This is a genomic window from Aeromicrobium sp. P5_D10 (assembly GCF_054049535.1).
This window is the reverse complement of the sequence record NZ_JBFUME010000002.1, coordinates 287,931-312,309: the sequence shown is the minus strand read 5'-3', so window position 1 is coordinate 312,309 and position 24,379 is coordinate 287,931. Positions and strand designations below refer to the sequence as shown.

The 24,379-nt window shown below is 65.2% G+C and carries 20 protein-coding genes and 1 tRNA gene; 2 read left to right on the top strand and 19 right to left on the bottom strand.

Features of this window, described 5'->3' with window-relative positions; genetic code table 11:
* Positions 1–43 precede the first annotated feature (43 nt).
* Positions 44–493 (top strand): hypothetical protein, encoded by a 450-nt coding sequence (locus ACXJKC_RS03155; RefSeq protein WP_456695218.1) that lies wholly within the window; start codon positions 44–46, stop codon positions 491–493.
* Positions 494–612: 119 nt separating this feature from the next.
* Here the strand turns inward: ACXJKC_RS03155 and ACXJKC_RS03150 are convergent, their stop codons facing one another.
* The 8 genes from ACXJKC_RS03150 to ACXJKC_RS03115 all read right to left on the bottom strand — a co-directional run bounded on the left by ACXJKC_RS03150 (position 613) and on the right by ACXJKC_RS03115 (position 10,243).
* Positions 613–1,665, bottom strand: coding sequence for an L-2-amino-thiazoline-4-carboxylic acid hydrolase (locus ACXJKC_RS03150; protein WP_456695217.1), 1,053 nt, complete (start codon positions 1,663–1,665; stop codon positions 613–615).
* The gene (locus ACXJKC_RS03145; RefSeq protein ID WP_456695216.1) at positions 1,665–2,939 is read right to left on the bottom strand and encodes an FAD-dependent oxidoreductase; all 1,275 of its coding nucleotides are present in this window, start codon (positions 2,937–2,939) and stop codon (positions 1,665–1,667) included. Before ACXJKC_RS03145 ends, ACXJKC_RS03150 begins: the two co-directional genes overlap by 1 nt.
* Before the next feature lie 11 nt (positions 2,940–2,950).
* A complete protein-coding gene (locus ACXJKC_RS03140) occupies positions 2,951–3,988 on the bottom strand; it encodes a Rieske 2Fe-2S domain-containing protein (RefSeq protein WP_456695215.1) in 1,038 nt (345 codons plus the stop codon).
* A gap of 200 nt (positions 3,989–4,188) precedes the next feature.
* A complete protein-coding gene (locus tag ACXJKC_RS03135; protein ID WP_456695214.1) occupies positions 4,189–5,538 on the bottom strand; it encodes an MmgE/PrpD family protein in 1,350 nt (449 codons plus the stop codon).
* 11 nt (positions 5,539–5,549) lie between these two features.
* Entirely contained in the window at positions 5,550–6,302 is a 753-nt protein-coding gene (locus ACXJKC_RS03130) for an ABC transporter ATP-binding protein (protein WP_456695213.1), read from the bottom strand.
* A complete protein-coding gene (locus ACXJKC_RS03125) occupies positions 6,283–8,115 on the bottom strand; it encodes a branched-chain amino acid ABC transporter ATP-binding protein/permease (RefSeq protein WP_456695212.1) in 1,833 nt (610 codons plus the stop codon). Before ACXJKC_RS03125 ends, ACXJKC_RS03130 begins: the two co-directional genes overlap by 20 nt.
* Positions 8,116–9,018 (bottom strand): branched-chain amino acid ABC transporter permease, encoded by a 903-nt coding sequence (locus ACXJKC_RS03120; RefSeq protein ID WP_456695211.1) that lies wholly within the window; start codon positions 9,016–9,018, stop codon positions 8,116–8,118. It lies immediately after the preceding gene.
* A gap of 31 nt (positions 9,019–9,049) precedes the next feature.
* Positions 9,050–10,243 carry a branched-chain amino acid ABC transporter substrate-binding protein gene (locus ACXJKC_RS03115; RefSeq protein ID WP_456695210.1) on the bottom strand — a complete coding sequence of 398 codons (1,194 nt, stop codon included), beginning with the start codon at positions 10,241–10,243 and terminating at the stop codon, positions 9,050–9,052.
* 430 nt (positions 10,244–10,673) lie between these two features.
* On the opposite strand from ACXJKC_RS03115, the gene ACXJKC_RS03110 reads away from it, so the two are divergent.
* Positions 10,674–11,402 carry a GntR family transcriptional regulator gene (locus ACXJKC_RS03110; RefSeq protein WP_456695209.1) on the top strand — a complete coding sequence of 243 codons (729 nt, stop codon included), beginning with the start codon at positions 10,674–10,676 and terminating at the stop codon, positions 11,400–11,402.
* 102 nt (positions 11,403–11,504) lie between these two features.
* Here the strand turns inward: ACXJKC_RS03110 and ACXJKC_RS03105 are convergent, their stop codons facing one another.
* The 11 genes from ACXJKC_RS03105 to ACXJKC_RS03055 all read right to left on the bottom strand — a co-directional run bounded on the left by ACXJKC_RS03105 (position 11,505) and on the right by ACXJKC_RS03055 (position 24,350).
* Positions 11,505–12,776: an amidohydrolase gene (locus ACXJKC_RS03105; protein ID WP_456695208.1), complete on the bottom strand. Its 1,272-nt coding sequence runs from the start codon at positions 12,774–12,776 to the stop codon at positions 11,505–11,507.
* A complete protein-coding gene (locus tag ACXJKC_RS03100; RefSeq protein WP_456695207.1) occupies positions 12,773–13,942 on the bottom strand; it encodes a hypothetical protein in 1,170 nt (389 codons plus the stop codon). The genes ACXJKC_RS03105 and ACXJKC_RS03100 overlap by 4 nt, the downstream gene beginning before the upstream one ends.
* Positions 13,939–15,156 carry a Gfo/Idh/MocA family protein gene (locus tag ACXJKC_RS03095; protein WP_456695206.1) on the bottom strand — a complete coding sequence of 406 codons (1,218 nt, stop codon included), beginning with the start codon at positions 15,154–15,156 and terminating at the stop codon, positions 13,939–13,941. Before ACXJKC_RS03095 ends, ACXJKC_RS03100 begins: the two co-directional genes overlap by 4 nt.
* Positions 15,153–15,503, bottom strand: coding sequence for an indolepyruvate ferredoxin oxidoreductase subunit alpha (locus ACXJKC_RS03090; protein ID WP_456695205.1), 351 nt, complete (start codon positions 15,501–15,503; stop codon positions 15,153–15,155). Before ACXJKC_RS03090 ends, ACXJKC_RS03095 begins: the two co-directional genes overlap by 4 nt.
* 51 nt (positions 15,504–15,554) lie before the next feature.
* Entirely contained in the window at positions 15,555–16,700 is a 1,146-nt protein-coding gene (locus tag ACXJKC_RS03085; RefSeq protein ID WP_456695204.1) for an NAD(P)/FAD-dependent oxidoreductase, read from the bottom strand.
* Between the two features lie 34 nt (positions 16,701–16,734).
* The gene (locus ACXJKC_RS03080; protein WP_456695203.1) at positions 16,735–17,496 is read right to left on the bottom strand and encodes an amino acid ABC transporter ATP-binding protein; all 762 of its coding nucleotides are present in this window, start codon (positions 17,494–17,496) and stop codon (positions 16,735–16,737) included.
* Positions 17,493–18,398: an amino acid ABC transporter permease gene (locus tag ACXJKC_RS03075; protein WP_456695202.1), complete on the bottom strand. Its 906-nt coding sequence runs from the start codon at positions 18,396–18,398 to the stop codon at positions 17,493–17,495. The genes ACXJKC_RS03080 and ACXJKC_RS03075 overlap by 4 nt, the downstream gene beginning before the upstream one ends.
* Positions 18,399–18,405: 7 nt before the next feature.
* Positions 18,406–19,296: an ABC transporter substrate-binding protein gene (locus tag ACXJKC_RS03070; protein WP_456695201.1), complete on the bottom strand. Its 891-nt coding sequence runs from the start codon at positions 19,294–19,296 to the stop codon at positions 18,406–18,408.
* A gap of 333 nt (positions 19,297–19,629) precedes the next feature.
* Positions 19,630–23,475 carry an HtaA domain-containing protein gene (locus ACXJKC_RS03065; protein ID WP_456695200.1) on the bottom strand — a complete coding sequence of 1,282 codons (3,846 nt, stop codon included), beginning with the start codon at positions 23,473–23,475 and terminating at the stop codon, positions 19,630–19,632.
* Positions 23,476–23,593: 118 nt separating this feature from the next.
* The gene (locus ACXJKC_RS03060) at positions 23,594–24,064 is read right to left on the bottom strand and encodes a neocarzinostatin apoprotein domain-containing protein (RefSeq protein ID WP_456695199.1); all 471 of its coding nucleotides are present in this window, start codon (positions 24,062–24,064) and stop codon (positions 23,594–23,596) included.
* Positions 24,065–24,277: 213 nt separating this feature from the next.
* Positions 24,278–24,350: transfer RNA gene (locus ACXJKC_RS03055), tRNA-Arg, on the bottom strand.
* Between the last annotated feature and the right edge of the window lie 29 nt (positions 24,351–24,379).

Genomic DNA, 24,379 nt, shown 5'->3' with positions numbered 1-24,379 from the left:
TCGCTTGAACTATGTCGGTCTGAATCATGGAGGAGAAACCCAGATGCCCATCCGCAAAAACAAGACCCTGCGTGACAAGCTGGAGCACCATATCGAGGACCTGGCTTCTCAGACCGACGGATTACGCCAGCAGGTTGTCGACCGCGCACCGGGCGTCCGCGATCAGCTGATCGCCGCACTCCCCGACAAGGACCAGTTGGTCGATCTGCGCGACGATCTGTTCGAGAAGCTGCCCGAAGGCGTGCAGGAGAAACTGCCCGAGCGGGTCAAGCCCCGACGCCGCCGGCTACGCAAGGTCGCAGTGGTCGGCGTACTGACCGGTGCGGGGGCCGCAGCATTCGCGATCCTCAAGCGCCGCGGCGACACGCCCCCGGCCTACACTCCCCCGCCGCCCACACCGCCGCGTCCCGCGAGCCCGGCGGCACCCAAGACTCCGCCGGCACCGGCCGCCGCGACCGGCGATCCATTGGCCCCGGAGCCCCCGCTCAGCTGATCCGGTAAGCGCGATTATCCCAATCGCGCCCGGTTGAGCGACAATGACTGAAGAGCGGGGATGGGAGCTCAGCCCATCCCCGCTCGCCTCACTTCGGCCGCTGCGAGATCTCGCCAGCTTCAGGCGGACCGGGTGATCTCGACTCGCTCCAGACGCGGAGTCTCACCTGGCTGCACCGTGACCCGGCACTCCCAATCGGGCGCGAATCCGCGAACGATGGCCGGCAACGACACCGCCCAGAACAGTGCGGCGTGCTGGCCCGCCTGCTCATCGCGGAAGAGCTCATCGAATGGTGTGTCGTGCACCGCGGCAACGAATCCGTCGTCATCGCACTGTTCGACATCCATCTCCCAGATGCGCAGCGGAGCGACATCGAGGTGCTCGACCAGTGCCGCCGGAGTCAACGGCGTACCTGCCTCCCGCAGCACCTCGGCCAGCAACTCGCCGCGCTGGGTCGCCCAGACGCCGATGGCCCGCTCGAGGACGCCGGCAGGCATCTCTCCGGTCTCCATCGACCTGGCGTAGGTCAGATAGCGCCCCGCCACCAGCCGGCTCGTGCGCTGCAACGCCGAGCGGAGACCCTCGGCCGGATCGGTGTCCGAGCCGGGATACATCCGCGCCAGACGCCGGCCCAGCTCGGTCGGCTCGCCGGCCTCGAAAGCATCGACTCCGCCGGGCAGCACCCAGCGGAACGAGCAGTGGCTGTCGCCCTTCATCAGATTCGTGGGGATCACCACGATGCCGTCGGGGTGATAGCTGCTGGCGATCGACTGGTGGACCTCATCGCAGTACACGTGGCCCCAGCGATGGAAGCCGGCTTCTTTCCAGGCCAGTGACGCCGGGCAGTAGTGCACATCGTGCTGGACGTCAGACGGTGCGTACGATCCGCTGGACTCCATCTCGTCCGCGACGACATAGGTGCTCGCGCTGTCCCAGCGACGCATCAGGGTTTCCATATCGATCGACCCGCCCAGGGCGTTGTGCGCCTGACGCATCTCCCTGCCTCGCCAGCTGCCGTATTCGCGCAGGTGACGCCTGACGGTGGGCTCGGCCGTGGGGCCGCCGATCGCCAGGACTTCCTCGGTGAAGTGCATGTACAGCCGTGCGCCGGCCTGCAGGATCGCAGTCAGCTGCGCCTTGGCACCCTCGTCGATCTCGATATGGCTACTCATCAACTCGCCTCGCGTTCGCTCTCGTCGGTGGCCCGTACAGCTGCTTGGAGGTCCGCCACGGACACGAACTTGACCCGTGGACGCTGCTGAGCCAGTCCGGCGGACACCTCGGCCCGGTCGATACGCCGCCAGCCGTCGATCGTCACCGCGGCAGGCACTCGTTGGTTCAGCAGCGCGGCGAAGCTCGGACGCACCGAGCCCCGCGCGATGGCGCCGGACTCGATATCGGCCATGATGCTGGCCGCCGTCGCCGTGGCACAGCGCTTGTTCTCGCCGATGACACCTCGCGGGCCGCGCTTGGCCCAGCCGGCGACATAGACACCCGGTGCGACCCGACCGTCCTCGTGCGGGATCCGGCCGAGATCCTCGGCGAAGGGGACATCGGGCAGGGCAAGGGTCGAGAAGCCGATCGCGGTGATCAGCAAGGAGCACTCGACGACCTCGCCACCGATACGCACACCTGTCACCGCGTCGGCGCCGATGACCTCGGTCGGGCTCGCGTGGAACCGCAGCACGAGCCGTTTGTCGGCTGAAGGATCCGGCTCGCGGGACACCGCATCGCGCAGGATCGCGCTGATCTCGCTGTCGCCGTCGAGTTCTGCACCCTCGACCACAACGGTTAGACCGGGCAAGGAGCACAACTCCCTCAGTTCCTGAGGGGAGCAGGCCGCTTGATCCGGGCCGCGACGTCCCAGCAGAACGACCTCGTCGACAGCGCTCGCCGACAAGGCGTGAATCGCGTGATCGGCCATATCGGTCGCGGTGAGCAGCTCATCGGGAGCCAGCAGCATCCGCGCGCAGTCCATCGCGACGTTGCCATTGCCCACCACAACGGCGCGACGCCCATCGAGGCCGATCTCGAGACCGGCTTCGGCGACTCGTCCGTTGTACCAACCGACGAATGCACCGGCACCCATGACTCCGGCCAGGTCCTCACCCGGAATGCCGAGACGGCGATCCACCTCGGCGCCCGTGGCGTAGACGACGACGTCGAAGTGCCGGGTCAGTTCTTCGTGAGTCACGTCAGAGCCGACGTTGACCCCGCCCCAGAAGGCATAGCCCTCGCGGTCGGCGATGCGGTCGAACACCCGGGTCACCGACTTGATCTTCGGATGGTCAGGCGCGACCCCACTGCGGACCAGGCCCCAGGGAGTCAGATCCCGATCGAGCACATCGACTGTGCACGGCACCGGGCTGCGGCTCAGCAGCTCGCCGGCAACGTAGGTACCGGCCGGACCGGCACCTACTACTGCGACCTTGACGTGACCACTCATGTTCTCCTCCGTCAGACCTGTGGAACGCCGAGGCGTTCGGCCATCTTCTGGAATTCGACCAACGGCACGTCCTCGGGACGCACGTAGAGGATCATCTGGGCGCGCAGCGGCGGCAGGAGCCAGGGCTTCTGGCTCTCGACGATCTCCTTGTCCTCGAGCTTCACGCCGAGGTTGAACTCCTCGATCGCCGCATCGTTGGCGGGATCCTTGTCGTACGTGCGTGCGAGCTGCGTGAACGTCAGGGTGCGGTTGTACGACACCGGCAGGTAGACATTCCAGGTGACGGAGTCGCCGATCGCGGACTTGACGATGTTCTTGGTCGAGGAGATCGTCGAGACGTTGTTGAACTCGACCTCGATCGTCTCGTCCTCGCCGACCTCTGCGCCCTCGTGTGCCAGCGGACCTGCCGGGAGCCGGGTGCGATAGTCCGAGTAGAGGATATTGTCCTCGACCCGGACCGGGACGTCACCGACACGCTCGGGCATGCGCGGCTGTCCGGCCACGCCCAGCGAACCTGGATGCACCCAGGAGAAGTGCGTGTCGTCCAAGGCGGCCATCACGAGCCGGGGCGCGCTGGCTGCCCACTCGTCGTGCTGCAGGATCTCGTTCTTGTAGTACCGGTCATCGTCGAACTCGTCGTAGGGCGGCAGATCGCCGACGGGCTCTTCGGCCAGGCACACCCACACCAGGCCGTAGCGCTCCTGCGAGTGGTACTTGCGGACGCGCGCCTGGGCGGGAATCTTCTCGCTGGCACGCAGCGGGATGTCGATACAACGGCCCGACTTGTCGTACGACCAACCGTGGTAGCGGCAGCGCAACGCCTTGCCGCCGTCGGTGACATCTCCCAGCGACAGGGCGGCACCGAGGTGGCGGCACACATCGGGGAATGCGGCGATCTCGCCGTCCAAGCGGACGACAGTGATGTCCTGATCGAGGATCGTGATGCGTTCGGGCTTGTCGCCGAGATCCTGCGACCGGATCACCGGATGCCAGAACTGCTCCATCGCAATTCGGAATTGCTCGATCGCTGATGCATCGGGCGTTGTCATGCCACCTCCAAGGTCAGGATTGGATCCAGGATTCAATCATACATATGTCGGGTGTCACGTTCCACCCGAGCGGCACAGTCGTCTCCACGCGACCCGTGCCCGGCAAGAACGACCGCATATGCCGTCGTCGATTCACCGGCCTGGCCAACCGACCAGCCGGATGCGTGCGGTGCCTGCCAGGCCGGCAGACACCTCGATCGCTAGCTGCTGCGGCCGATCAGTGCCCACAACCCGGCGGTGTCCATATCGCCGTCGAATCCGTCCGCGAGTTGCCGGGCAACCTCGGCGCCCAGTGCCGGCTCGACGCAGCTGAAGAACTTGGCCCGCTGATCCGATTCGCTCATCGGCAGTTCCACGTCGCCGCGCGCATCGATCCGTGGCTCGCAGACGATCGTGCGGCCGTCGGACAACCGGAGCTCGAGTTGCGTCGGATACTTGTCGGGAAGATGGGAATCCAGAGCCGGATCGTGCACCACTTCGATAGTTTCGGCCACGGCCAGGACTCGCTCGTTACTCAGGGCCTCGGCCGTCATCTGGGCCGGACCGACCGTGCCGTGTGTCAGCAGCGTCCCCAGCACGAACGGATAGCTGTACTGCGCGTGCTCCAGGCTCGGCGGCCGCTTGTGGTCGAGGAATGATGCCCATCGGTGCGTCCGCACCGTGATGCCTTCGATCTGCTCGGCCGCCAGCCCTTGCGTGATCTGATCGGCCAACGCGTCGAGCGCCGTGTGGGTGTATCTGCAGCTCGGGTACGGCTTGAGGTAGGAGCGCTCGATCTCGAACACCGTGCCCCACGAGTCGACGAACGGATCATTCATCGCGCCGGGTTCATCGAATGGCGTGGCGGGGAAAATCGCCGGATCGGCCACATCGCCGCCAAGAGTCGGCCTCATGAATCCCGCCTCGGCGAGCTTCGTGGCGGTCAATGCCGTGGCTCCGGACCAGCCGATCGCCTCCTTGACCATGGGCCACTGCAGCGCCGCCATCGGAGCGTGGGCCCAGGCGATCTGCATCGCCCGCCGGATCCCGTCTTCATCAGCCCCTCGGACCTTCGCCGCTCCGGCCGCCGCTCCGACGGCCGCGGCAGTCCCCGAGCAATACCAGCGATCGGTGACCTCATCCTTGGGCCACAACAGGTGGGCGAGCCGGACGGCGACTTCGAAACCTGCCACCTGCGCCTCCAGCACCGCCTTCATCGAGGTGGGCCGATTCGAGGCAGCCACCAAGATCGTCGGCACGATGACCGAGGACGGATGGATCGCACCGCCTTGATAGTGCCCGTCATCGAAGTCGAGAGCGCTTGCCGCGAGCGCACTCTGGAAGCCGGCCGCTGTCGCGCTGCGTCCCGGAGCGCCCGGCGCGAGAACCCGGAAGTCTCCGAGATCATCGCCGAAGGCCATCTCCGCCGTGCGGGCCGCGCTCGTCGTCGCGCCCGCCAGCGCGGTGGCGACCGTGTCACGCAGACCTTGTCGGGCGCGAGTGCGGGCAAGATCGGGAATGAGGTCGATCGTGAGCTCGGACGCGAACTGGGCCACATCGCGAATCGTCATGGATTCCTTCCTCACGCCTGATTACCAGCAGTATTGCTGCCATCGTCAACCGTGCCACCGAGATAGGTCTCCTCGATGCGCTTATTGGCCGAAAGCTCCTTGCCGGTTCCCGACAGGACGATCCGACCCAGTTCGATGACATAGGCACGGTCAGCTATCCGCAGCGCCTCGCGGACGTTCTGTTCTACCAGCAATACGGCCGTCCCTGCCTCGGCGAGCCTCGAGGCGACACCGAGTATCTCGTGGGACATTCGCGGCGACAGCCCCAATGACGGCTCATCGAGAGCCAGAACTCGAGGCCGGGTGACCAGAGCCCGACCGACCGCGAGCATCTGTTGCTCTCCTCCGGACAAGGTCCCTGCCAGCTGATCGCGACGCTGCCCCAGGACCGGGAACATCTCGAAAACCTCCTCGATCCGCTCGCCGATCACCGATCGGGTCTTTCTCAGCGAGTACGCACCGAGGCGCAAGTTCTCACCGACTGACAGAGTGCCGAAAACCCGCCGGCCTTCAGGAACATGGCGAAACCCCTTCGACACCACCTCGTGGGCCGGCATCCCGGCGATGTCCTGCCCTTCCAGGAGGATTCGTCCACGCTTGGGCGTCAAGAGACCGGAGATGCCGTTCATCGTCGTGGTCTTACCGGCCCCGTTAGGGCCGAGCAGCGCCACGACCTCCCCGGCGTTGACGTCGAACGTCATGTCGTGGACAACGGTCAACTCCCCGTATCCCAAATCGACAGCCTCAATGCTGAGCAGTGCCATGGCGTGTCCCTCCTTCTTGCGCAGTTGGCGCTCCGAGGTAGGCCTCGATAACGTCGGGCCGGGCCAGAACCTCGGCGGGTTTCCCGGCCGCGATGACCTTCCCCTGATCGAGGACCACGAGCTCGTCGGCCACCGAGGTGACCAGCGGCATATCGTGCTCGATCAACGCAACGCCGACAGACTCCGCGGCGATTGAGCGCAGCAATTTGACCAGATCTTGTTTCTCCACCGGATTCATCCCGGCCGCGGGTTCATCCAGAATCAGCAGACGCGGCTCCATCATGAGCGCCCTCGCGATCTCCGCGCGTCTCCGGTCCGCGTACGACAATTCGGGCGGACATTGGCCGGCCAGGTGAGCAATCCCGACCCGGTCGAGCATCTGCAGCGCCCGCACGGCGGCCTCGCTGTCGTACTGCCTCATGGAACCCGGCGAGAGCAGCGCATGTCTGACAGTGAGCCCCGAGTCCGCGTAGTCGGCAACCAGGACATTGTCGAGAACCGTCATCTGGTCGATCAGGCGAGCCGACTGGAACGTCCGGCTGATGCCGAGACGAGCCACGCGGTGGGCCGAGAGATTCGAGATGGTGGTCCCGTCGAGCAGAACCGATCCGCGCGTCGCACTGCACACTCCGGTGATTGCGTTCACGAGCGTCGTCTTGCCCGCCCCGTTGGGACCGATGATGCCGACGACCTTTCCGCTCTCCAGCGTCATCGAGACGCCGTCGAGCGCGGTCAGCCCGGCGAACTTCTGGGTCATGTCGCGGACCTCCAGCAGCGGACTGCCCGACAACGGTGTGGTTTCGCGCCGCCGAGAAGCGACCCGCTCCGGGAGACCGTCCAAGGCAGGAACCCGGGTGGCCACCCGTTCGGGAATCATCCCTTGCGGCCTGAATTCGACCAGGACGATCACCGCGATCGAGAAGAGCAGCAGACGGTACTCCTGGAAGGAACGCAACACCTCGGGCAGCCCGACGAAGATCACCGCCGCCAACAAGACGCCCGTCGTGCTACCGAGTCCGCCGAGTACCACGACCATGATGATCTGGACCGACAACAACAACGTGAAGTTCGTCGGGTCGATCGCCACGGATCGCGCAGCGAAGATCGACCCCGCCAGAGCACCCATCGCACCACCGGCGATGTACGCCCCGATCTTGAGTCGCAGCGTCGGCAGCCCCATGGATTCGGGCACGATGTCGTCAGAGCGGATGGCTCGCCAGGCCCGGCCGATGTGCGAACGTCCGAGGCGGTTGCAGAACACGACCGCGATCCCCAACAACAAGAACGCAAGGAGCGCCTGACGGATGGGCGAGTCGAACTGAAACCCTCCCAGCGTCGGGATCGGCAAGGGATACAGTCCCCGCGAGGCGCCCACGAAATCCCAGTTGTTGGCGATCGTGCGGATCAGCTCACCGAATCCGATCGTCACGATCGCCAGATAGTCCGGACGCAGGCGCAGCGTCGGATAGCCGATGATGATGCCGGCGACGCTGGTGACCAGCACCGCGATCGGGATCGACACGAAGAAGTTGAGCCCCCACTGGACCCCGCAGATCGCTGAGACGTAGGCGCCGATCGCGAAGAACGCCGCGTACCCCATGTCCAGGAGGCCCGCGTAGCCCATCACGACGTTCAGGCCGAGGCCGAGCGCTGCATAGGTCGTCACGCCGATCGCGACGGTCGTGATGTAGTCGGATCCGTAGAGGCTGAGCACTCCGACCGCGAGCAGGCCGAGGCACAGCATCGCGATCATCGAGGTCGCAGCCCGATCACACAGACTGCGCAGCTTGTCATGGCGCAAAAAGGTCAACATCTAGGCACGCTCCGCAACTCGTTCGCCAAGGATTCCGTGTGGTCGGACGTACAGGACGAGGATCAAAGCGCCGAAGATCACCGCATCGGACCAGGTTCCTGCCAGATAGCCCTGGACGAATGCCTCCAGAAGCCCGATCAGCAGACCGCCGAGGACGGCACCGCCGATATTTCCGATACCGCCGATGACTGCTGCGGTGAAGGCCTTGAGACCCAAGGCGAATCCCATGTCGAAGGAGATCCGCTGATAGTAGGCACCGGCCAGCACCCCGGTGAGAGCAGCCAGGGCCGCACCGATCACGAAGGCGGCAGCTATCAGGAATGACACGTTGATGCCCATCAACCTGGCCGCATCGTGGTCGACGGCCAGCGCCCGCATCGCGGTTCCGGTCATGGTCCGTTGGGCGAAATAGATCATGCCGACCATCAGCAGACCGGCCAGGCCGATCACGAGGACGTCCATGCCGCTGATCGCGACGCCCCCGATGTCGATCGTCATATTGCCGAGCTCGGTCTGCGGGTAGGTCTTCTGCTGAGCGCCGAAGACAAGCTTGACGATCTCCTCGATCGCGAAGGCGACGCTCAACGTCACGAGCATGAATCCCAGCGTGGATCGGCCGATCAACCGGGTGTAGAGGAAGCGCAGCAGGACCAGCGACAGCAGTGAGGTTCCCACTACCGCGCCGGTACCTGCCACCAGCAATCTCGGCAGCATCGGCATCGCGTCGATCCAGCCGATCTGGAGGAACATCCAGCCCAGATACGCGCCGACCATGACGAGATCGCCATGCGCGAAGTTGATCAATCTGACGATCCCGTAGACCATCGTGTACCCGAGGGCCACGAGTGCGTAGAAGGATCCGATCGTGAAGCCGGTCAAGACGACCTGGATGAAGGTGTCCATGAGGAGGCGACCTTTCCTGGCTCAGATCCGCTTAACCGACGTCCGACCAACCTGCGTCGGGGGAGTAGGACGCAATGGGGGCGAACTTGCCCACTTCGCCTTCTCGGATGGCCAGGAACGGGAAGGCCTTGCGGTCGCCGCGTTCGTCGAATGAGATGTCTCCGGTCACGCCGGTGAACGTCAGCGCCCGCAGGCGGCGACCGAGATCCTTGGGATCGAGCTTCTTCGGATCTTCCTTCAATGCTTTGACCAGGCCCTGCATGGCGTCGTACTGGAAGACGCCGAACTGCCCCGGCGTCGCGTCGAACTTCGCGTCGTACGCTGCGCGGAACCTATCGGCCTGATCGCCTTGCAACAGTCCTGCTGTCGGGTACGAGATGATGCTGAATTCTGGCGAGGTGACGGCCTTGGGCGCCGCCGCGAGGACCGTCAGGTCGATCGACGAGGCACCACCGACCAAACGATAGCCATGCTGAAGCTGGGCCCATTGCTTGGCGAGGATGCCGAATTCGGGATAGAAGCCGGTGTAGACCAGGGTGTCCGCACCGCTTCGGCTGACCCGCTCCAATGCCGCCCGGTAGTCGTTCTGGCCCGGTTGGATTCCATCGTCGTAAACCATTTCGACAGAGCCCTTGGCCTTGATCTCCGACTTCAGCGAGTCCGCCACCGAGCGCGAGAACTCGGTGTTGTCATTCATGATCGCGACCTTCTCGGACTTGAGCTGGTCGGCGATGTAGACCGCCGTGACCGGCGCTTCCTGGTCGTCACGCCCGATGTAGCGGGTGATTCCGGGGTACTTCGCGTCGGTCAGTTTGGGATTGCTCGACACCGACGTGACCAGCGGGAGATCCCCGGAGCGGTGGAACACCTCGCTGGCGGGCAAGGTCGCGGACGAACAGAAGCCGCCGACGACCGCAACAACCTTGTCGGTGACGAGCTTTTGGGCTGCCTGGGTTCCCTGCTGGGCCTCGCACGCATCGTCGGCCACCACCAGCTTGATCTTGCGGCCGTCGATGCCGCCGTCTGCGTTGACTTCCTCGACGACCAGTTTTGAGGCTCGGACCATATCTTCTCCGTCGGCCGCGACGCTTCCGCTCATCGGCGCGAGCACGCCGATCTTGATATCGCCGCTTTCGCCGGATGCTCCGCCGCAGGCGGTCAGTGCCAGAATCGGCAATCCGATCACCAGGCCGGTCATGAATCGTGTGGCGCCGTTGTTCTTCATCGAAGAAACTTCCCTTTCGTCAGGCGAGCGCGCCGAACTCACCCCAGGGACCGGCGCCCCACTGGGGCGCAACTGACAACGTGATCCGGGGGCGTACTCGGCGTTCTCGGGGCTTGGCGGGCGAGCAGAGCGTCGTCCATCCGTGGTGGCCGCTGAGCCTTGTCCAGGGACACTTCGTGGGTGTGCTAGTCCTGGTTCGGATCGGCGAATGGATCCAATATGAAGGATGCATACTCCACTGTCAATGGGTTGACAGAAAATCCTTCAGGCACTAAAAAGCCTGGAATCACAGAAGTAAGCGGCCGCTTTGTCGGATTGTTGGAAGGAGTCGAGGGCAGGCGTCCTTGTATGTGAGATCACCCGAACAATCGAATCACCCTGTCTGCTGATGCTGCTAGGCTCCTTGGATCCAGGATTCGATAGGAGAGTCATGTCAAGCGCGCCTTCTTTTCAGAAGCCCCCGACCCAGGTCGAGGCGGTGCTGCAGGAAGTACGGCGAGCCTTGCTGGTCGGCGACTTCCCGGTCGGCGGCCGGGTCAATGTCGACGCGATCTCCAAGAACCTGGGCGTCAGCCGCGCGCCGGTCCGCGATGCCTTGCGCATCCTCGAAGGCGAGCACCAGGTCGAGTACGAACCCCACCGCGGATATGTCGTTCCGCGGCTGAGCCTGGAGTCGCTGTTCGACCTGTACCGCACCCGTGAGCTGCTGGAGGCCGAAGCCGTGGCCCGCACGGTCCCGCACCTGACCGACGCTGACGTCGCGGCCATACGGGCCGCCTGCGATGCCACGAGTGACGCCCTGGCCGCCGGAGACCGGGTCGCGGCGACGTACGCCAACCGCAGCTTCCATTTCGCGCTGTGCACCCGGCCCGAACACGAGCAGCTACTGGGCGCGATCCAGCAGGCTTGGAACGCCGACGCGTACCGCTCGCTCTACACCTCCGACATCCAGGCCGCGATCGCGAACGCGCACGAGCACCAGGCGATCGCCGACGCCGCAGCGGCCCGCGACGCCCGCACCGTCATCAATCTGCAGAACCTGCACCGCGACGGCGAACTGGCTCAGCTCCTCCCGCAGCTGGAGTTCGACATCGACGTCGACGACCTCCTCGCCCGCAAGCCGTGGCGCTCGACGATCGACAGCTCCGCGATTCTGTAACCCTTCCCCGCCGCCGCACCACCCCTGGGGCGGTGCGCTGGCGTCCACCTAGCCCGACGTCTTGGACGCTGGCGCACCGCCCCAGGGGCGCGGGAGCACGGGTCAGGAGCGGGTGCCGAGCTCCTGCACGCTCTGGAACAGCAGATCCGATCCGATCTGGAGCACCTGTTCGTCCAGGTCGAAGGTCGCCTCATGGTGGTGCGCGGCCGGTGAACTGCCGATCACGAGGTAGATCGCCCGCCCCCCGAGCTCGTGCACCCGGTCCATCAACCACGACGCATCGTCGCTGCCCTCGTCGGACGTATGCCGCAGTACCTCGAGCACGGACGGCACCGTGGTCGCCACGCCAGCGACCCTCTCGGCCAGACTCGCATCCGACACCACGGCCGGCGCCTGGCCGATCAGATCGATCGAGCAACCGACACCGTACGTCGCGGCGCTTCCGTGCAGGGCCTGCTCGACCCGCGACAGCAATTCCGCGCAGGCGTCGGAGCGACTGGCCCGCACCTCCAACGTCATGACCGCCCGCGCGGGTACGACGTTGGTCGCGCCATCAGCGTGTAGCGAACCGACATTGGCCCGCACCGAAGCGCTGCCGTGCTGAGGCATGCTGTGCACCGCGAGCGTCGCAGCAGCCGCCGCCAGCAGGGCACTGCGTCCGCGTTCTGGACCCAGACCCGCGTGCGCGGCGGTGCCTTCGAACGTCGCACGCATCTTGGCCGATGCGAGCGATCCCGCGGTGTCGGTGCTGATGGCACCACTGGAGACTCCTACACCCAAGTGGATGCACAACAGATCGTCCACGTCGTCCAGCACGCCGGATGCCGCCATCGCCCGGCCGCCGCACAGCCCCTCCTCGGCCGGCTGGAACAGCAACTTGACAGTTCCGGCGAAGTCGCGGTCGGCCAGTCGTCTGGCCACGTCCAAGGCGATCGCGACGTGCCCGTCGTGGCCGCAGGCGTGCATGAGTCCGGGTCTGGTGGACGCGAAGCCGAGCGCCGTCGGCGGGTGGGTCTGATCGGCCGATTCGAGCACCGGCAAAGCGTCGATATCGGCGCGGATCGCCACGACCCGGCCCGGCCGGCGTCCCGTCAGCGTCGCGACGACTCCCGTCATCCCGCCTGCCATCGGCGCAAGCACCGCTTCGGGAACTCCTGCGGCCAATGCCTCGCGCCACGCCTCGTCGAGTTGTTCCTGCGGCGGCACTCCCATCCGCAGCGCCGGGTCGAGCACCTCGGTTCCGACCGAGACCGACCAGCCCAGCTCATTGAGCCGTTGCACCACCACGGCGCACGTCCGGTACTCCATGAAACCGAGCTCCGGATAGGCATGTAGGTCACGCCTGATGTCGACGACGGACGGATGGGCGGTCATCGGTCCGCCGTGGTGCGAGTCAACGGATCGGTCACCGTGGCGGTTCCGTCAGCGACGACAACACGTCCACCGAGCACCACCGTGGCCGAGGAACGGCCGTGTGCGGCGTTGACGACCAACAGATCGCCATGAGCTCCCGGCTCGACCCGACCGGCTTCGCTCAGACCATTGCGGCCCGCCGGATTCGCAGCGAAGATCGCCGCGACCTCGGGTCCTGTCAAGAGACCATCAGACAGGCAGCCGAGCGCCACGTCGAGCAACAGTCCGGGCGTGTGGACGACAAGACCGTGGGCATCAGGATGCGAGCCGCCGGAGTCGGACGAAGCCGTCAGCTGGCCGAGAGGAACAGCTGTCACCAGAACCTTCAGCGCCGCTTCGGGAGCCACCGTGCCGGCGAAATAGGCCGGCGTGATGCACGCCGTGACGTCGAGATTGACGCCGAGTCGACCCAATTCGATGGATCTCCCGAGCACCTCGGCATTCCAATTGACGTGGGTTATCGTCAACAGACCAGGCGGCACGTGGTGCTCGTTCACGGCCTGCTCGACCAGATCGAGGCAGGCCGGATCGGCGCCGATGTGGATGTGCACGACACCCGGCTTGCCCGCGGTACGGGAACCGGCTGCGACGGCGGCCGCCAGATCGGCGAGCTGGCGGGAGGAGCTGACCGCCCCCAGTTCACCGATGGCCATCTTGAGACCGCGCACCTCGGCAACCAGCGCGATATCTCGCCTCACATCGCCGGTCAGCGTGACCGGTGGTGCGCTGATCTCACCGGTCAGCATCGAGGCATGCAGGCCCTGGGCCTGGAGCGCCCGCACCCGCGAAAGCAGCGACTCGGGATTGCGCACGACGGTGTCGTGGCCCAGGACGCCGACCAGCGAGGTGATGCCGCCGGTCGTGAACTCCTCGAACATCAGCGGGAGGTTCTGGCTGGCCGGTCCCTGTCCGCCCCCACCACCGGTCGGATGGCAGTGCTGATCGACCAGGCCCGCGAAGACGTCCATGCCCGTGGCATGCAACTGAGGCACCAGGACGCCGGCGATGTCGACCGACGCGATCGTGGGTTCGACCGCGACGATCCGGCCGCCGAGCACCAGGATGTCGCGGAGCTCAGAGCCGTCGGGGGTGTGCACCCGACCGCCACGAACCAGCAGATTGCTCATTGGCGGGCCTGGAAACTCGCCTGCCAGGCATCGACGCTGCCGTCGAGGACCTCGCTGATCGACACCTCGCGCTTGGCCCACGAGGATTCGAGGATCGCGAGGCCACCGGCCAGCGCGGTCATGGCCTCGGGTCCGCCGATCTCTGGCTGACGCGACTCGATGATGCTGCGCGCGAAGTCCCAGATCTCGTAGGCCAGTCCATAGCGCAGCGGCTCGGCGGTCGAGATCGTCAGATCGTCCGGATCCCAGGTACCCGCAGGCAACAGCTGGGCCCGCTCCCGTTCGTCCAGGCCCGCGATCCAGTCGGCAACCTGATCCTGCACGGGGCGGCGTTGACCATCGTCGGTCGTCACGAATCCGCCCTGCCAGCCCTCCCAGATGTCTGATGTCACGCTGCCGCGATCTCCCACGATCAGTCGCGATGCCTGGGCGCCGCCGTGTCCGGCCATCGTCAGTGCGAACTGTGCGACGACACCGCTCGCGAGGCTGACCGTTGCGAAGCACGAGTCATCGGTCTGGTCGTCCGGCGCGATGCCCGCCGGGCCCGGCACGGCCGGTTCGAGCACGCGGGCGGTGCCGTGCACCGATGCGATCGGACCGAACCAGTACTGCAACAGGTCCATTTCATGTACGCCCATCTCAAGGGCGGCCAATGACCCGGCCACCGCCGGATCGCGGAACCACGCGCCACCGCCGTCGGGGTGGACGAGCGCCGCCGGGAGCGACAACAAGGACGTCGAGAAGTACGGTCGACCGATCAGGCCGTCGCGCACCATGGCCCGCACCGCCCGGTTCGACGGGATGCGACGGAAGTTCTCGGCAACCGCGAGCACCAGGCCAGCCCCGTCGGCGGCGGTCTGCATCGCACGCGCATCGGCGATCGTGATCGCGATGGGCTTCTCGACCAGCACGTGCAGTCCGGCCGCGAAGGCCGATTCGGCCACGACACGGTGGATACCGGTCGGCACTGCCAGGTGGACCGCGTCGACATCGCCCGCCGCGAGATCAGTGAGGTCGGCGACGCAGTCGAGTGACACCCCGGTCAGCGACTCATACAGCTTCGCTGCCGCCAGCTGGCGCCCCTCGTCACGATCGCAGATGAAGGCGAGCTCGACATCGGCCACACCTTCGTTGTGCAAAGCGGCGTACGCGCGCAGGTGACGCATACCCATCCCGCCGAGCCCGACCAGCGCGACCCGGACGAGGCTGCTCATGCGTCCGTGCCTTGAGCCACGAAGTCCTGGATGAACGGAGTGTCAACGCCGACTCGGCCGATCGCGCGGGAATCACCGGGCGATCCCAATGGCTCGGTGCGCCCCGGAAGGATCTCCAGGAAGAACCGTGCGTTGTCGGCGACGGCCTCCTGATCGACGTCGAGCGCGTCCTCGATCCGGATGACGGCTTTGGCCGGGCACTCGGTCATGCAGGCGCCGCAGTCGATGCACTCATCCGGGTGGATGTAGAGCTTGCGATCACCCTCATAGATGCAGTCGACCGGGCACACGTCGACACAGGAGCGATCCTGCACCTCGACACATGCGGTGCCGATGGCGAACGTCATGGACTTTCCTCTTTCAGGGTCAGGTGGTCGTTCAGTTCGGACGAGACGGCGCTATTCGCGCTTGGCGGCGCGCAGCCACTCACCGGCGCCGGCTTCTCGGCGCGGCGCATAGACGCTCGGGTCGATCGCAGGGTCTGCGATTCCCGCCATCTGCTTGGCGGTGAATTCGGCGACCACGGGCGCCATCATGGTGCCGTGGGCATCGAATCCGGCCAGAACCCACAGGCCGGGTTCGACCTCTCCGATGAACGGCTGGCCGTCACCGCCTGTGGCATCGGCATAGGCAGTCGTGGTCGAGTGGATGCTGACCTCCGTGAAGATCGGTGCCCGCACCTCGGCCAGTTCGGCGAACTCCATCAGCATGTCGTCGACGCCGTAGGAGTCGGGCGCATTGGAGCTCGTCACGGTGACGACAGCCCCGTCCTGCTCGCGCTCGGCACAGAAGCCGGTCTCCATGTCGATCGTCATCGGGAAGAGTTCGCCCTTCAACACCTCGGTCGTGAATCCCGAGTGGATCTTCATCGGCGTGATCGGCAGCTCGAGCCCGAACGGCGACAGCAGCGCCGGGGTCTTGGTTCCGGCCGCGACCACGACCCGCTGGGTGACGATCGGCTCAGAAGTCTCCAACCGCCAACTGCTGCCGACCGGAGAGATCGAACGCACCGGAGTGTGGAGTTGGAACTTCACGCCGAGCCTGCGCGCTGCGCGAGCCAGGCCGTAGACGCCGTCGGTGGGGTTGACCCGGCCGTCGTTCGGTGTCCAGCATCCGCCGACAAGGTCGTCGGTACCGACCCAGGGAAGCAGGTCGGCGATTCCGTCGGCGGTCAGCATCTCGACGTTGGGCGCGCCGGCGTCACGCTGGACCTGGGCTGCCTTTTCCAGCATCCCGAAGGTTTCGGCCTCGCTCGTCATCAGGAGGTAGCCCTCCTGATGAAATGGGCACGGGTAGTCGAAGCGATCTTCGAATCCACGCCAGAAGTCGAGGCCGCGAATTCCGAACTCGACTGCCTGTGCCGTGCTGAACTGCTGGCGCACGCCACCGAGCGAGCCACCCGTGGCACCGCTTGCCAGTTCGTCGGCCTCGAGCACGAGAATGCCGTTGCCGTCACCCTCCTGTTCGGCCAGGTAGTACGCCAGCGAGACACCGGCAATACCGCCGCCGATGATGACGGTGTGGAAGCTTTCCTCGAGGTCCATGCCTTCTACTCCAATCCGCGCATTCACAAGACCGTCACAAGACCTTGCTGAGGAACTCTTTGGTGCGCTCGTGCTGCGGAGCCGAGATGACCTCTTCAGGCACGCCTCGTTCGACGATGAGTCCGTCGTCCATGAAGATCAGCTCATCGGCGACCTCGCGGGCGAAGCCGATCTCGTGAGTCACCACGACCATCGTCATTCCGGACTCGGCGAGTCCCTTCATGACGTTGAGGACCTCGCTGACGAGCTCGGGATCCAGAGCCGACGTCGGCTCGTCGAACAGCATCAGCGCGGGCTTCATCGCCAGGGCACGCGCGATCGCGACTCGTTGCTGCTGTCCGCCGGACAACTGCGACGGGTAGGCGTCTCCGCGATGGGCCAGACCGACCTGCGCCAACAGCTGATTGGCCGTCTTGACCGCTTCGGCCCGGTTCTCACCCTTGACCTTGATCGGCGCCTCGATGATGTTCTCCAGCACGGTGCGGTGCTGGAACAGGTTGAAGTTCTGGAACACCATGCCGATCGACTTGCGCTGCTTGGCGATATCGCTCTCGCGCATCTCCCGCAGGTGACCGCGGTGACGCTCGTAGCCGATCAGCTCGCCGCCGATCTCGATGCGTCCACCGTCGATCTTCTCCAGATGGTTGAGGCAGCGCAGGAATGTCGACTTGCCCGAGCCCGACGGCCCGATGATGCACAGGACCTTCCCGTTCTCGATCGACAGGTCGATGCCCTTGAGCACCAGGTTGCTACCAAAGCTCTTGGTCACTCCCGTGACGTTGACAAGGGTGCTCATACCTTCACCTCCGGGCGAAATCGGCGGATCCGACGCTTGGCCTTGGCCTGCTGACCCTTGCTGCGGCCGAGGCGTTCCTCGACGCGGGCCTGGATGAACATCAAGATCGTGGTCAGCACCAGGTACCAGATCGTGATCGTGAACAGCAGCTCGATGACCTTGAAGTTCCTGGAGTACTCATTTGTCGCATTGCTCAGCAGCTCGGAGTACGAGACCGCGAACGCCAACGACGTGTACTTGGTCATGTTGATGATCTCGTTGCCGGTCGGCGGCACGATGACGCGCATCGCCTGCGGGAGGATGACCCGGCGCATCGTCTTGCCCTGCGTGAAGCCGAGGGCGCGCGCCGCTTCGGCCTGACCCTTGTCGACCGAGAGGATGCCGCTGCGGACGATTTCACCCATGCTGGCGCCTTCGGACAGGCCGAGGCCCAGGACCGCCGCGACGAGCGGGGTCACGAGATCGTTGGTCGAACCTTCATAGAACGGGGGGAAGTTGACGTCCTTGATGACCAGCGCGATGTTGAACCAGATCAGCAGCTGGACCAGCGCGGGGATACCGCGGAAGAACCACAGGTAGAAATTGGCCGAGGCACGCAGGACGATATTGTCCGACAGCCCCATGATCGCCACCACGACGCCGACGGTGATGCCGACGACCATGGCCAGGATCGTGAGAGCGATAGTGCCCCACAGGCCTTCGAGGATGATGCCCGAGAACACGTAGTCGGGGATGATTCCCCAGTCGATCTCGGCGTTGGCGAACTGGCGTACGACGATCGCGGCCACGGCCACGATCAGGGCGGCAGAGAACCAACGTCCGTAATGCCGCCGGGGCAGCACCCGCKCGGCCGMCGCGAGGTCGGCCGAGGCGGAGTGCTGCTTTGGTGTGGTGGAGTTCATCTAGTGATCAGCTCGCGGGCGCTTCGGTGCTAGCGGTCTCGATCATGCTCTGCTCGAGGCCCCACTTCTTGGCGATGTCACCGTAGGTGCCGTCGTCGATCATCGACTGCAGTGCCTTCTGGAACGCCGGAACGAGCTTGCTGTCCTTCTTGAACACGAGCGCGTAGTTCGACTTGTCGAAGTCGACGCCCGGGACGGTCTCCAGCGGGCTGTCGCCCATGTGCGAGGCGTAGTCCGCAACCAGACGGGCCGTGGCAGTCGCGTCGGCACGTCCCTGGTTCATGAGCAGGACGTAGCCGGCCGAGTCGCCGTACTTGATGACCTTCATGTCCGGCAGATCGGCGGAGGCGCAGTGCTCCTTCGACAGCTCGGCGACGTCCTCGGCGTACTTGGTGCCACTGTGCACGGCGATGTTCTTGCCACACAGATCCGCGAACGACGCGATCTTGCTCGGGTTGCCCTTCTTGACCAAGAAGGTGGCCGAGTCGCCGAAGTAGTTCAGCAGATCGAATTCGGCGGCGCGCTCTTCGTTGTAGAAGATGCCGTTGACGGCGATGTCGTAACGTCCGGCGTTGACGCCGGGCATGATCGTTTCGAACTTGGCCGCGGTCCAGTCGAGCTTGACGCCGAGGCGCTTGGCGACCTCGTTGAGGATGTCGGGCTCGTAGCCCTCGATCGTCTTACCGTCCTTGCCGAAGACTTCGTAGGGAGCCAGGCCGACCGATGTTCCGACCTTGACCTCTCCACCGACGTAGTCGGCCGGCAGGCCGTACGTGTTCTCTGCGCCGGCCTCGGGCTTGTCCGAACCTTCGCTGTCGGATGATCCGCAGGCGGACAGTGTCAGGCCAAGAGCCAGCACGGGAGCCAGCAGCTTGATCGATGAGGTCTTCCTCAACATTGTGATTCCTCTTCTCAATCGCAGACACTCGGGTCTGCCCCCGGATGAACTGTGGGAATGAAACTATCCGAGATTGGATCCATGATTCAATCCCTAGCGCAATATTAATCACCTCGAAATACAAAGTGAGCGGGGACACCCCGTTTTGAGTCGAGCGCCACGAGCGCAAACGAGCCGCTGCCGAGCCATTTCTTGCTCGCAGCGGCGGACTGGGGAAGTTTTCATCCGGTCTCAATACATGGGATCAGAAACTGCCGTGACAATCAAAAAAAAGGGCCAGCCACGCAGATTTCTCAATCTGCATGGCTGGCTGTGCCACCCGGGCTTTCGGCCCTAGCGGGTGACCTTCACGGTGATCGTCCTGGTCGTCGACCGTGCGAAGACACCGTTCGAGTACGGCTCATAGACGGCCTTGATGCGGTGACTGCCGACCTTGAGCGTTCGAGGCAGCCGCAACTTGGCCCGTCCCGAGCCGACCCGGACCGTGGCGATCTTGCGACTGCCGTCATAGAACCGCACCCGCCCGGCTGCAGGCCCACCCGTGGCCGAACGGACCTTGACCGTAAGCAGCACCCGCTTCTTCAGCGCCGACTTGTACTTCTGCGACCGCTTCGACCGGGTGACTTCGGCCGATGTCGCAATGGCCGCGACGTCCAAGCGCGCCACCGCCGACGTCACGCTGCCCGCCGAATTGGACACCTTGACGCGGAACTGGGCGCCGTCGTCATCGAAGCGCACCTTCGCGAGAGCAATCGTCGGTGAACGCTCGTCCGAGAGGTCGATCCAGCTCGACCCGACCCGGCGCTGCCACAGATAGGCAAGATCCGTGCCGGTCGCGGTGACCTGGAACCGCGCCTTGGTGCCGATCGTGCTCGCGGTGCGCGAGGGCTGGACGACGATGGCCGGCGCCACCACGACCGGCGGCGTGCGGGCGACATCGAAGCTGCCGATCCTGATGTCGGAGGGAGCCTTGTCCGCATCCGCGCTGCCCCCCGAGGTGTACCAGTAGGACGACAGGCCGGTCGCAAGGTGGAATCCCACGAACGGCTGAGGCCATCCACCCCACTCTCCCGATCGCTTCTGCGGCGTGAACTCGACCGGAACGTCAACCTCGACGCCGTCGTAGTCCGGTGTGATCGTGAATCCGTCAGGATCGACCGCCACGTCGTCGAACGTCGCCACCGTGACGTCCTCGACGCTCGCGATCGGCTCACGGACCGACGGATCCTCCTGCGTCGAGCCATAGCCGGACAGATCAGCCTTGAGCGTGCCCTTACCCTGCTCGTCCACGGTCAACACAGGATCCGTGAGCGTGAAGGGCACGAGTCCTCCGTAGAAGTTGACGCTCCAGGACCCGTCCCACTCGATCGTCGCCGAGCCGTCCGCAGCGATCCTGCCCGCGCCGTCGGCGACCACGACGGTCTGCGTCGACGAGCCACCGAGGTGCGCGGCCCGGGTCGACCAGGTTGCAGGCACCTGGCTCTGCCCGTCGACCTGGAAGATCGACACGTTCCCCTTCGCCGCCGCATACGTCGACTCCTGCCCGTCAGAGACTCCCGCAGAGAAGAACGAGGAACCGCCGAAGGGCGGCGCCTTCTGCAGCTCCTTCGATCCGGTCCACACCAACGTGGCTCCGGTGATCGAGCCGTCTTCGATCTGCGGCGCCTCGACCGTCAGCCTGGCCACCGATGAGTAGGCGGTGCCCCGGGAGCTGACCGCCTTGAGACGGAACTGCGTTCCGGACTGGGCGACGTCGGTCTCGCGCACCGTGAGGGCATTGCCCGACACCGCGAAATTGTCATCCGAGTCAACGATGTCGACCCAGAAGCCACCAGACTTGCGCTGCCACGCCGTCGAGGTGGTGCCCGGGTTCGAGAGCACTTCGGCGTTGAAGTTCGCGATGGTGCCCGGACGTGCCGTGACGCTCTTGGGCTGGACCGCGAATCGGGGTGAATAGGTGACCGACAAGGTCACCTCGTCCGAGACGACCGTCCCCGCGCCGTTCGAGACCTTCAGGCGATACCGGCTGCCGTCCGTACGCGGACCAGCGTCGACGGCCAACGACGTCGACGTCGCGCCCTGCACATCGGCGAACTTCGAAGCACCGACCGGCTTGGACTGCCACTGCAGGTCACCGCCGATATCTGTGTCGATCGCAGCGGAGAAGGAGATGCTCCTGGATTCCTCGTCCGCCGCCAGCTCGACCGTGGCCGGCTCGGGCTGCTCGGTGACGGCCGGGGCGATGCCGAGCACGTCCACACGCTGCCACCCGTACGTGCCGGAGACCGGGTCCTTGGCAGGGATGATCAGCGCGCCGTCCGCGAGAGCGTGGATCGTGCGCTCCCCGAAGTAGTTGTCGGCGAAGTCGGCGATGCGATAGGCGGCGACCACGCCGTCATCGTCGACGACCTTGAGCGACTTGCCGTCGACATCTTGCGGATCTGTCGCCCAGAGAAGGCCATGCGACGGGTCGTCGATCATGGACGACGCCAGGACCGACATCCCATAGGGAGTGAAGATGTCCGGGCCGGTGACGGGGGTCCCGACAGTGGGTGACCCACCAGCCAGGTCGACGCGGAGGTAGTCCTGCAGCGACTGGCCGTCGCCGTGAAGGTACGTCACACCACCCTTGGTCGTGATGACCCGGCTGTAGCCGTAGTACGTGCCGAGGACCGTCGCTGTCTGCACGGTGCCGGCGATCTCGGTCATCGTGGCCGCCCCATCAGCGCCGAAGACCAGGCGCAAGGCAGGCATGCGATGAGTGATCCGCGGAGTGACCGATGCGGCGTCGCGGTAGACCGTCGTCGCACCCGCAGCCAGGATGTACGAGCCGTCGGATGCCACGGCGAGACGATCGGCGATCTGGCTGGAGCTACCTGACGCCGTCAGAGCGCTCGCGACATTGCTCGTCGCGCCCGCGAAGTCTCCCGTCGTGGGATATCTCAGGTCGGTCCGCGACACGTCCCACTGGGAGCCGCTGCGGACGAAGCGATAGGCCTCGTCCGCCGTCAGGATGTCAGGGCGAGTCACGTAGTTGGTCGCGGTGAAGAGCTCGCGCTTAATCCCGTTCCACACCAGTGGTCCGACGTTGACAGCGCCTGCGGCATCTCGCAGCCGGCCGACGACGCCAGCGGTGAAGACGCCGGACTCCTTGCTGAAGTTCAGGCTCCGGACCGTGGTCTCAAGACCGCTGGCTCCGTCCTTGCCGGTCACGAAGAAGAGGGTGTCGGTCTCGGGGTCGATCGCGGTCCGGACGTACTTGAACGAGCCGGGGGCGTAGTTGAACTCGTAAGGCGTGCCCTCGGTCTTCATGGTCGCTGCATTGACCGCGGTGACAACAAGCTTGCCGCCGGTCGTGGGGGACGTCTCGAAGGAGAACAGCCGCTTGCCGTCGCCGGAGACCTCGAGCTCTCGCGCACCGCCATTGGTGTTGTAGTCGGCACTACCGGTCGCCCACACCTCACCCGCATCGATGACCGGGACGCCTGGAGCGTCGAACTTCTCGGTGAGGTCCGGCATGCCGCCCGGGCCGGGGTACGAGATCGATGCCGCGTCGAGGGTCGTGCCCGGGCCGTAGATCGAGAAGCCGTCGCCGGCAACAGTCGGGATACCCGTCCAGCTCGTGGCGTCGTCGGCGAAGCTCGTCGTCGCTGCGGTGATATCCATCGAGGCCAGGACGACGTCCTCATCGACGTGCAGCGCTCCGCCGGGATCGCTGCGGTTGTAACCCGTGTGGGTGCCGCGGATCTCCTGGGTGGCGGGGCTGATCGTGACGGTCAGGTCGCTGAACTTGGTGTCGAGTGCGTACTGCCCGGGCGTGACCTGCCCGAACCACGACCGGAAGTGCACATATCCCTTGAGCCTGAGGGTCGTCGTCCGGGTCTCCGGCTCGTAGGAGCCCGATTCGATCGGGAACGAGAACGCTGCCGGGTACGGGATCTGGGTCCCGTTCGGGACTTGCCCCGTGATGGTCGCGCCGTCGCCAGTCGTGGCGCCGTCCGCGATGTACTTGCGCCACGACTCCTTGAAGCCCCACACGAACGAGCCGCTCGTGATGTCAGCCGAGGCAGCGGTCGCAGGTGCGGTCGTCGCAGCAACGATCCCGAGCGTCGAGAAGACGAGGGCGACAGCGACGACCAGCGCCGCGAAGGAACGGGGCAGCAGATGGCGGGAGTGCATGGAGATCCTTGAAAGTGGGGAGACTCAAAGTGAGGCGAGGCTAACCTAATACATATCGAATCCGGCGGTCAGCAAAACCGAAGATTGGCCCCGCCGAACGGCGGGGCCAATCGCTCGATCAGGAGAAGGAGATGTCCTGGCGCGCCACGACCGTCGAGCTGGTGCCGTTGTGATCGGTCACCACGATCTCGCAGTCGTCGTCACCGACGCCGGCACACGTGAACGTGCTGGGCTGACCGAGGCCGACGACCGGGATAGACGCATGGGCGTTGGCGTTCGTCGCGATGACGGTGTAGTTGACGTTCAAGGCACCACTGCCGCTGGCGCTGACAGCAACGCCTGTCGCACAGGCCGGGATGCCGAAGATCCCGTAGGTCTCCTTCGAGCAGATGCCGACCTTGTACGAGCCGTTCGCGACATAGCCGGTACCGGTCACGCTGACGACGTCATTGTCGGAAAGGCCGCTGCTCGGACTGATGGACACCGTGGCGGCGAAGGCCGCCTGCGGCAGCAGGACGGCCGCTGCAGCGGCAGCAGACGCGACGGCGAGACGGGCAGTAGTGCGTCGAGAGGGGGTCAGAACGGACATGAAAACTCCTTAGTTAGGTAAGCCTTGCCTAATTCATGACTGAATGTAGGGGCAAACCAGAAACACCGCAAGGGGTCGCCAAAAGAAAGATCCCTCGTGTGCACGGACATCCCACTCCGGGCGCAACAGAGGCCCCAGACACACGAAAGCCCCGCGAAACATGACGTTTCGCGGGGCTTTCATCTGCTGTCGCTGGTCAAAAGACCAGCTTTGCGCGCCCGAAGGGATTCGAACCCCTAACCTTCTGATCCGTAGTCAGATGCTCTATCCGTTGAGCTACGGGCGCACACCCTTGCGGGCCTTGACGATCCTACC

What these genes read in the sequence shown, in the direction of transcription:
- ACXJKC_RS03155 (WP_456695218.1), top strand. Translation starts at nt 44, where the DNA reads ATGCCCATCCGCAAAAACAAGACCCTGCGTGACAAGCTGGAGCACCAT.
- ACXJKC_RS03150 (WP_456695217.1), bottom strand. Translation starts at nt 1,665, where the DNA reads ATGAGTAGCCATATCGAGATCGACGAGGGTGCCAAGGCGCAGCTGACT.
- ACXJKC_RS03145 (WP_456695216.1), bottom strand. Translation starts at nt 2,939, where the DNA reads ATGAGTGGTCACGTCAAGGTCGCAGTAGTAGGTGCCGGTCCGGCCGGT.
- ACXJKC_RS03140 (WP_456695215.1), bottom strand. Translation starts at nt 3,988, where the DNA reads ATGACAACGCCCGATGCATCAGCGATCGAGCAATTCCGAATTGCGATG.
- ACXJKC_RS03135 (WP_456695214.1), bottom strand. Translation starts at nt 5,538, where the DNA reads ATGACGATTCGCGATGTGGCCCAGTTCGCGTCCGAGCTCACGATCGAC.
- ACXJKC_RS03130 (WP_456695213.1), bottom strand. Translation starts at nt 6,302, where the DNA reads ATGGCACTGCTCAGCATTGAGGCTGTCGATTTGGGATACGGGGAGTTG.
- ACXJKC_RS03125 (WP_456695212.1), bottom strand. Translation starts at nt 8,115, where the DNA reads ATGTTGACCTTTTTGCGCCATGACAAGCTGCGCAGTCTGTGTGATCGG.
- ACXJKC_RS03120 (WP_456695211.1), bottom strand. Translation starts at nt 9,018, where the DNA reads ATGGACACCTTCATCCAGGTCGTCTTGACCGGCTTCACGATCGGATCC.
- ACXJKC_RS03115 (WP_456695210.1), bottom strand. Translation starts at nt 10,243, where the DNA reads ATGAAGAACAACGGCGCCACACGATTCATGACCGGCCTGGTGATCGGA.
- ACXJKC_RS03110 (WP_456695209.1), top strand. Translation starts at nt 10,674, where the DNA reads ATGTCAAGCGCGCCTTCTTTTCAGAAGCCCCCGACCCAGGTCGAGGCG.
- ACXJKC_RS03105 (WP_456695208.1), bottom strand. Translation starts at nt 12,776, where the DNA reads ATGACCGCCCATCCGTCCGTCGTCGACATCAGGCGTGACCTACATGCC.
- ACXJKC_RS03100 (WP_456695207.1), bottom strand. Translation starts at nt 13,942, where the DNA reads ATGAGCAATCTGCTGGTTCGTGGCGGTCGGGTGCACACCCCCGACGGC.
- ACXJKC_RS03095 (WP_456695206.1), bottom strand. Translation starts at nt 15,156, where the DNA reads ATGAGCAGCCTCGTCCGGGTCGCGCTGGTCGGGCTCGGCGGGATGGGT.
- ACXJKC_RS03090 (WP_456695205.1), bottom strand. Translation starts at nt 15,503, where the DNA reads ATGACGTTCGCCATCGGCACCGCATGTGTCGAGGTGCAGGATCGCTCC.
- ACXJKC_RS03085 (WP_456695204.1), bottom strand. Translation starts at nt 16,700, where the DNA reads ATGGACCTCGAGGAAAGCTTCCACACCGTCATCATCGGCGGCGGTATT.
- ACXJKC_RS03080 (WP_456695203.1), bottom strand. Translation starts at nt 17,496, where the DNA reads ATGAGCACCCTTGTCAACGTCACGGGAGTGACCAAGAGCTTTGGTAGC.
- ACXJKC_RS03070 (WP_456695201.1), bottom strand. Translation starts at nt 19,296, where the DNA reads ATGTTGAGGAAGACCTCATCGATCAAGCTGCTGGCTCCCGTGCTGGCT.
- ACXJKC_RS03065 (WP_456695200.1), bottom strand. Translation starts at nt 23,475, where the DNA reads ATGCACTCCCGCCATCTGCTGCCCCGTTCCTTCGCGGCGCTGGTCGTC.
- ACXJKC_RS03060 (WP_456695199.1), bottom strand. Translation starts at nt 24,064, where the DNA reads ATGTCCGTTCTGACCCCCTCTCGACGCACTACTGCCCGTCTCGCCGTC.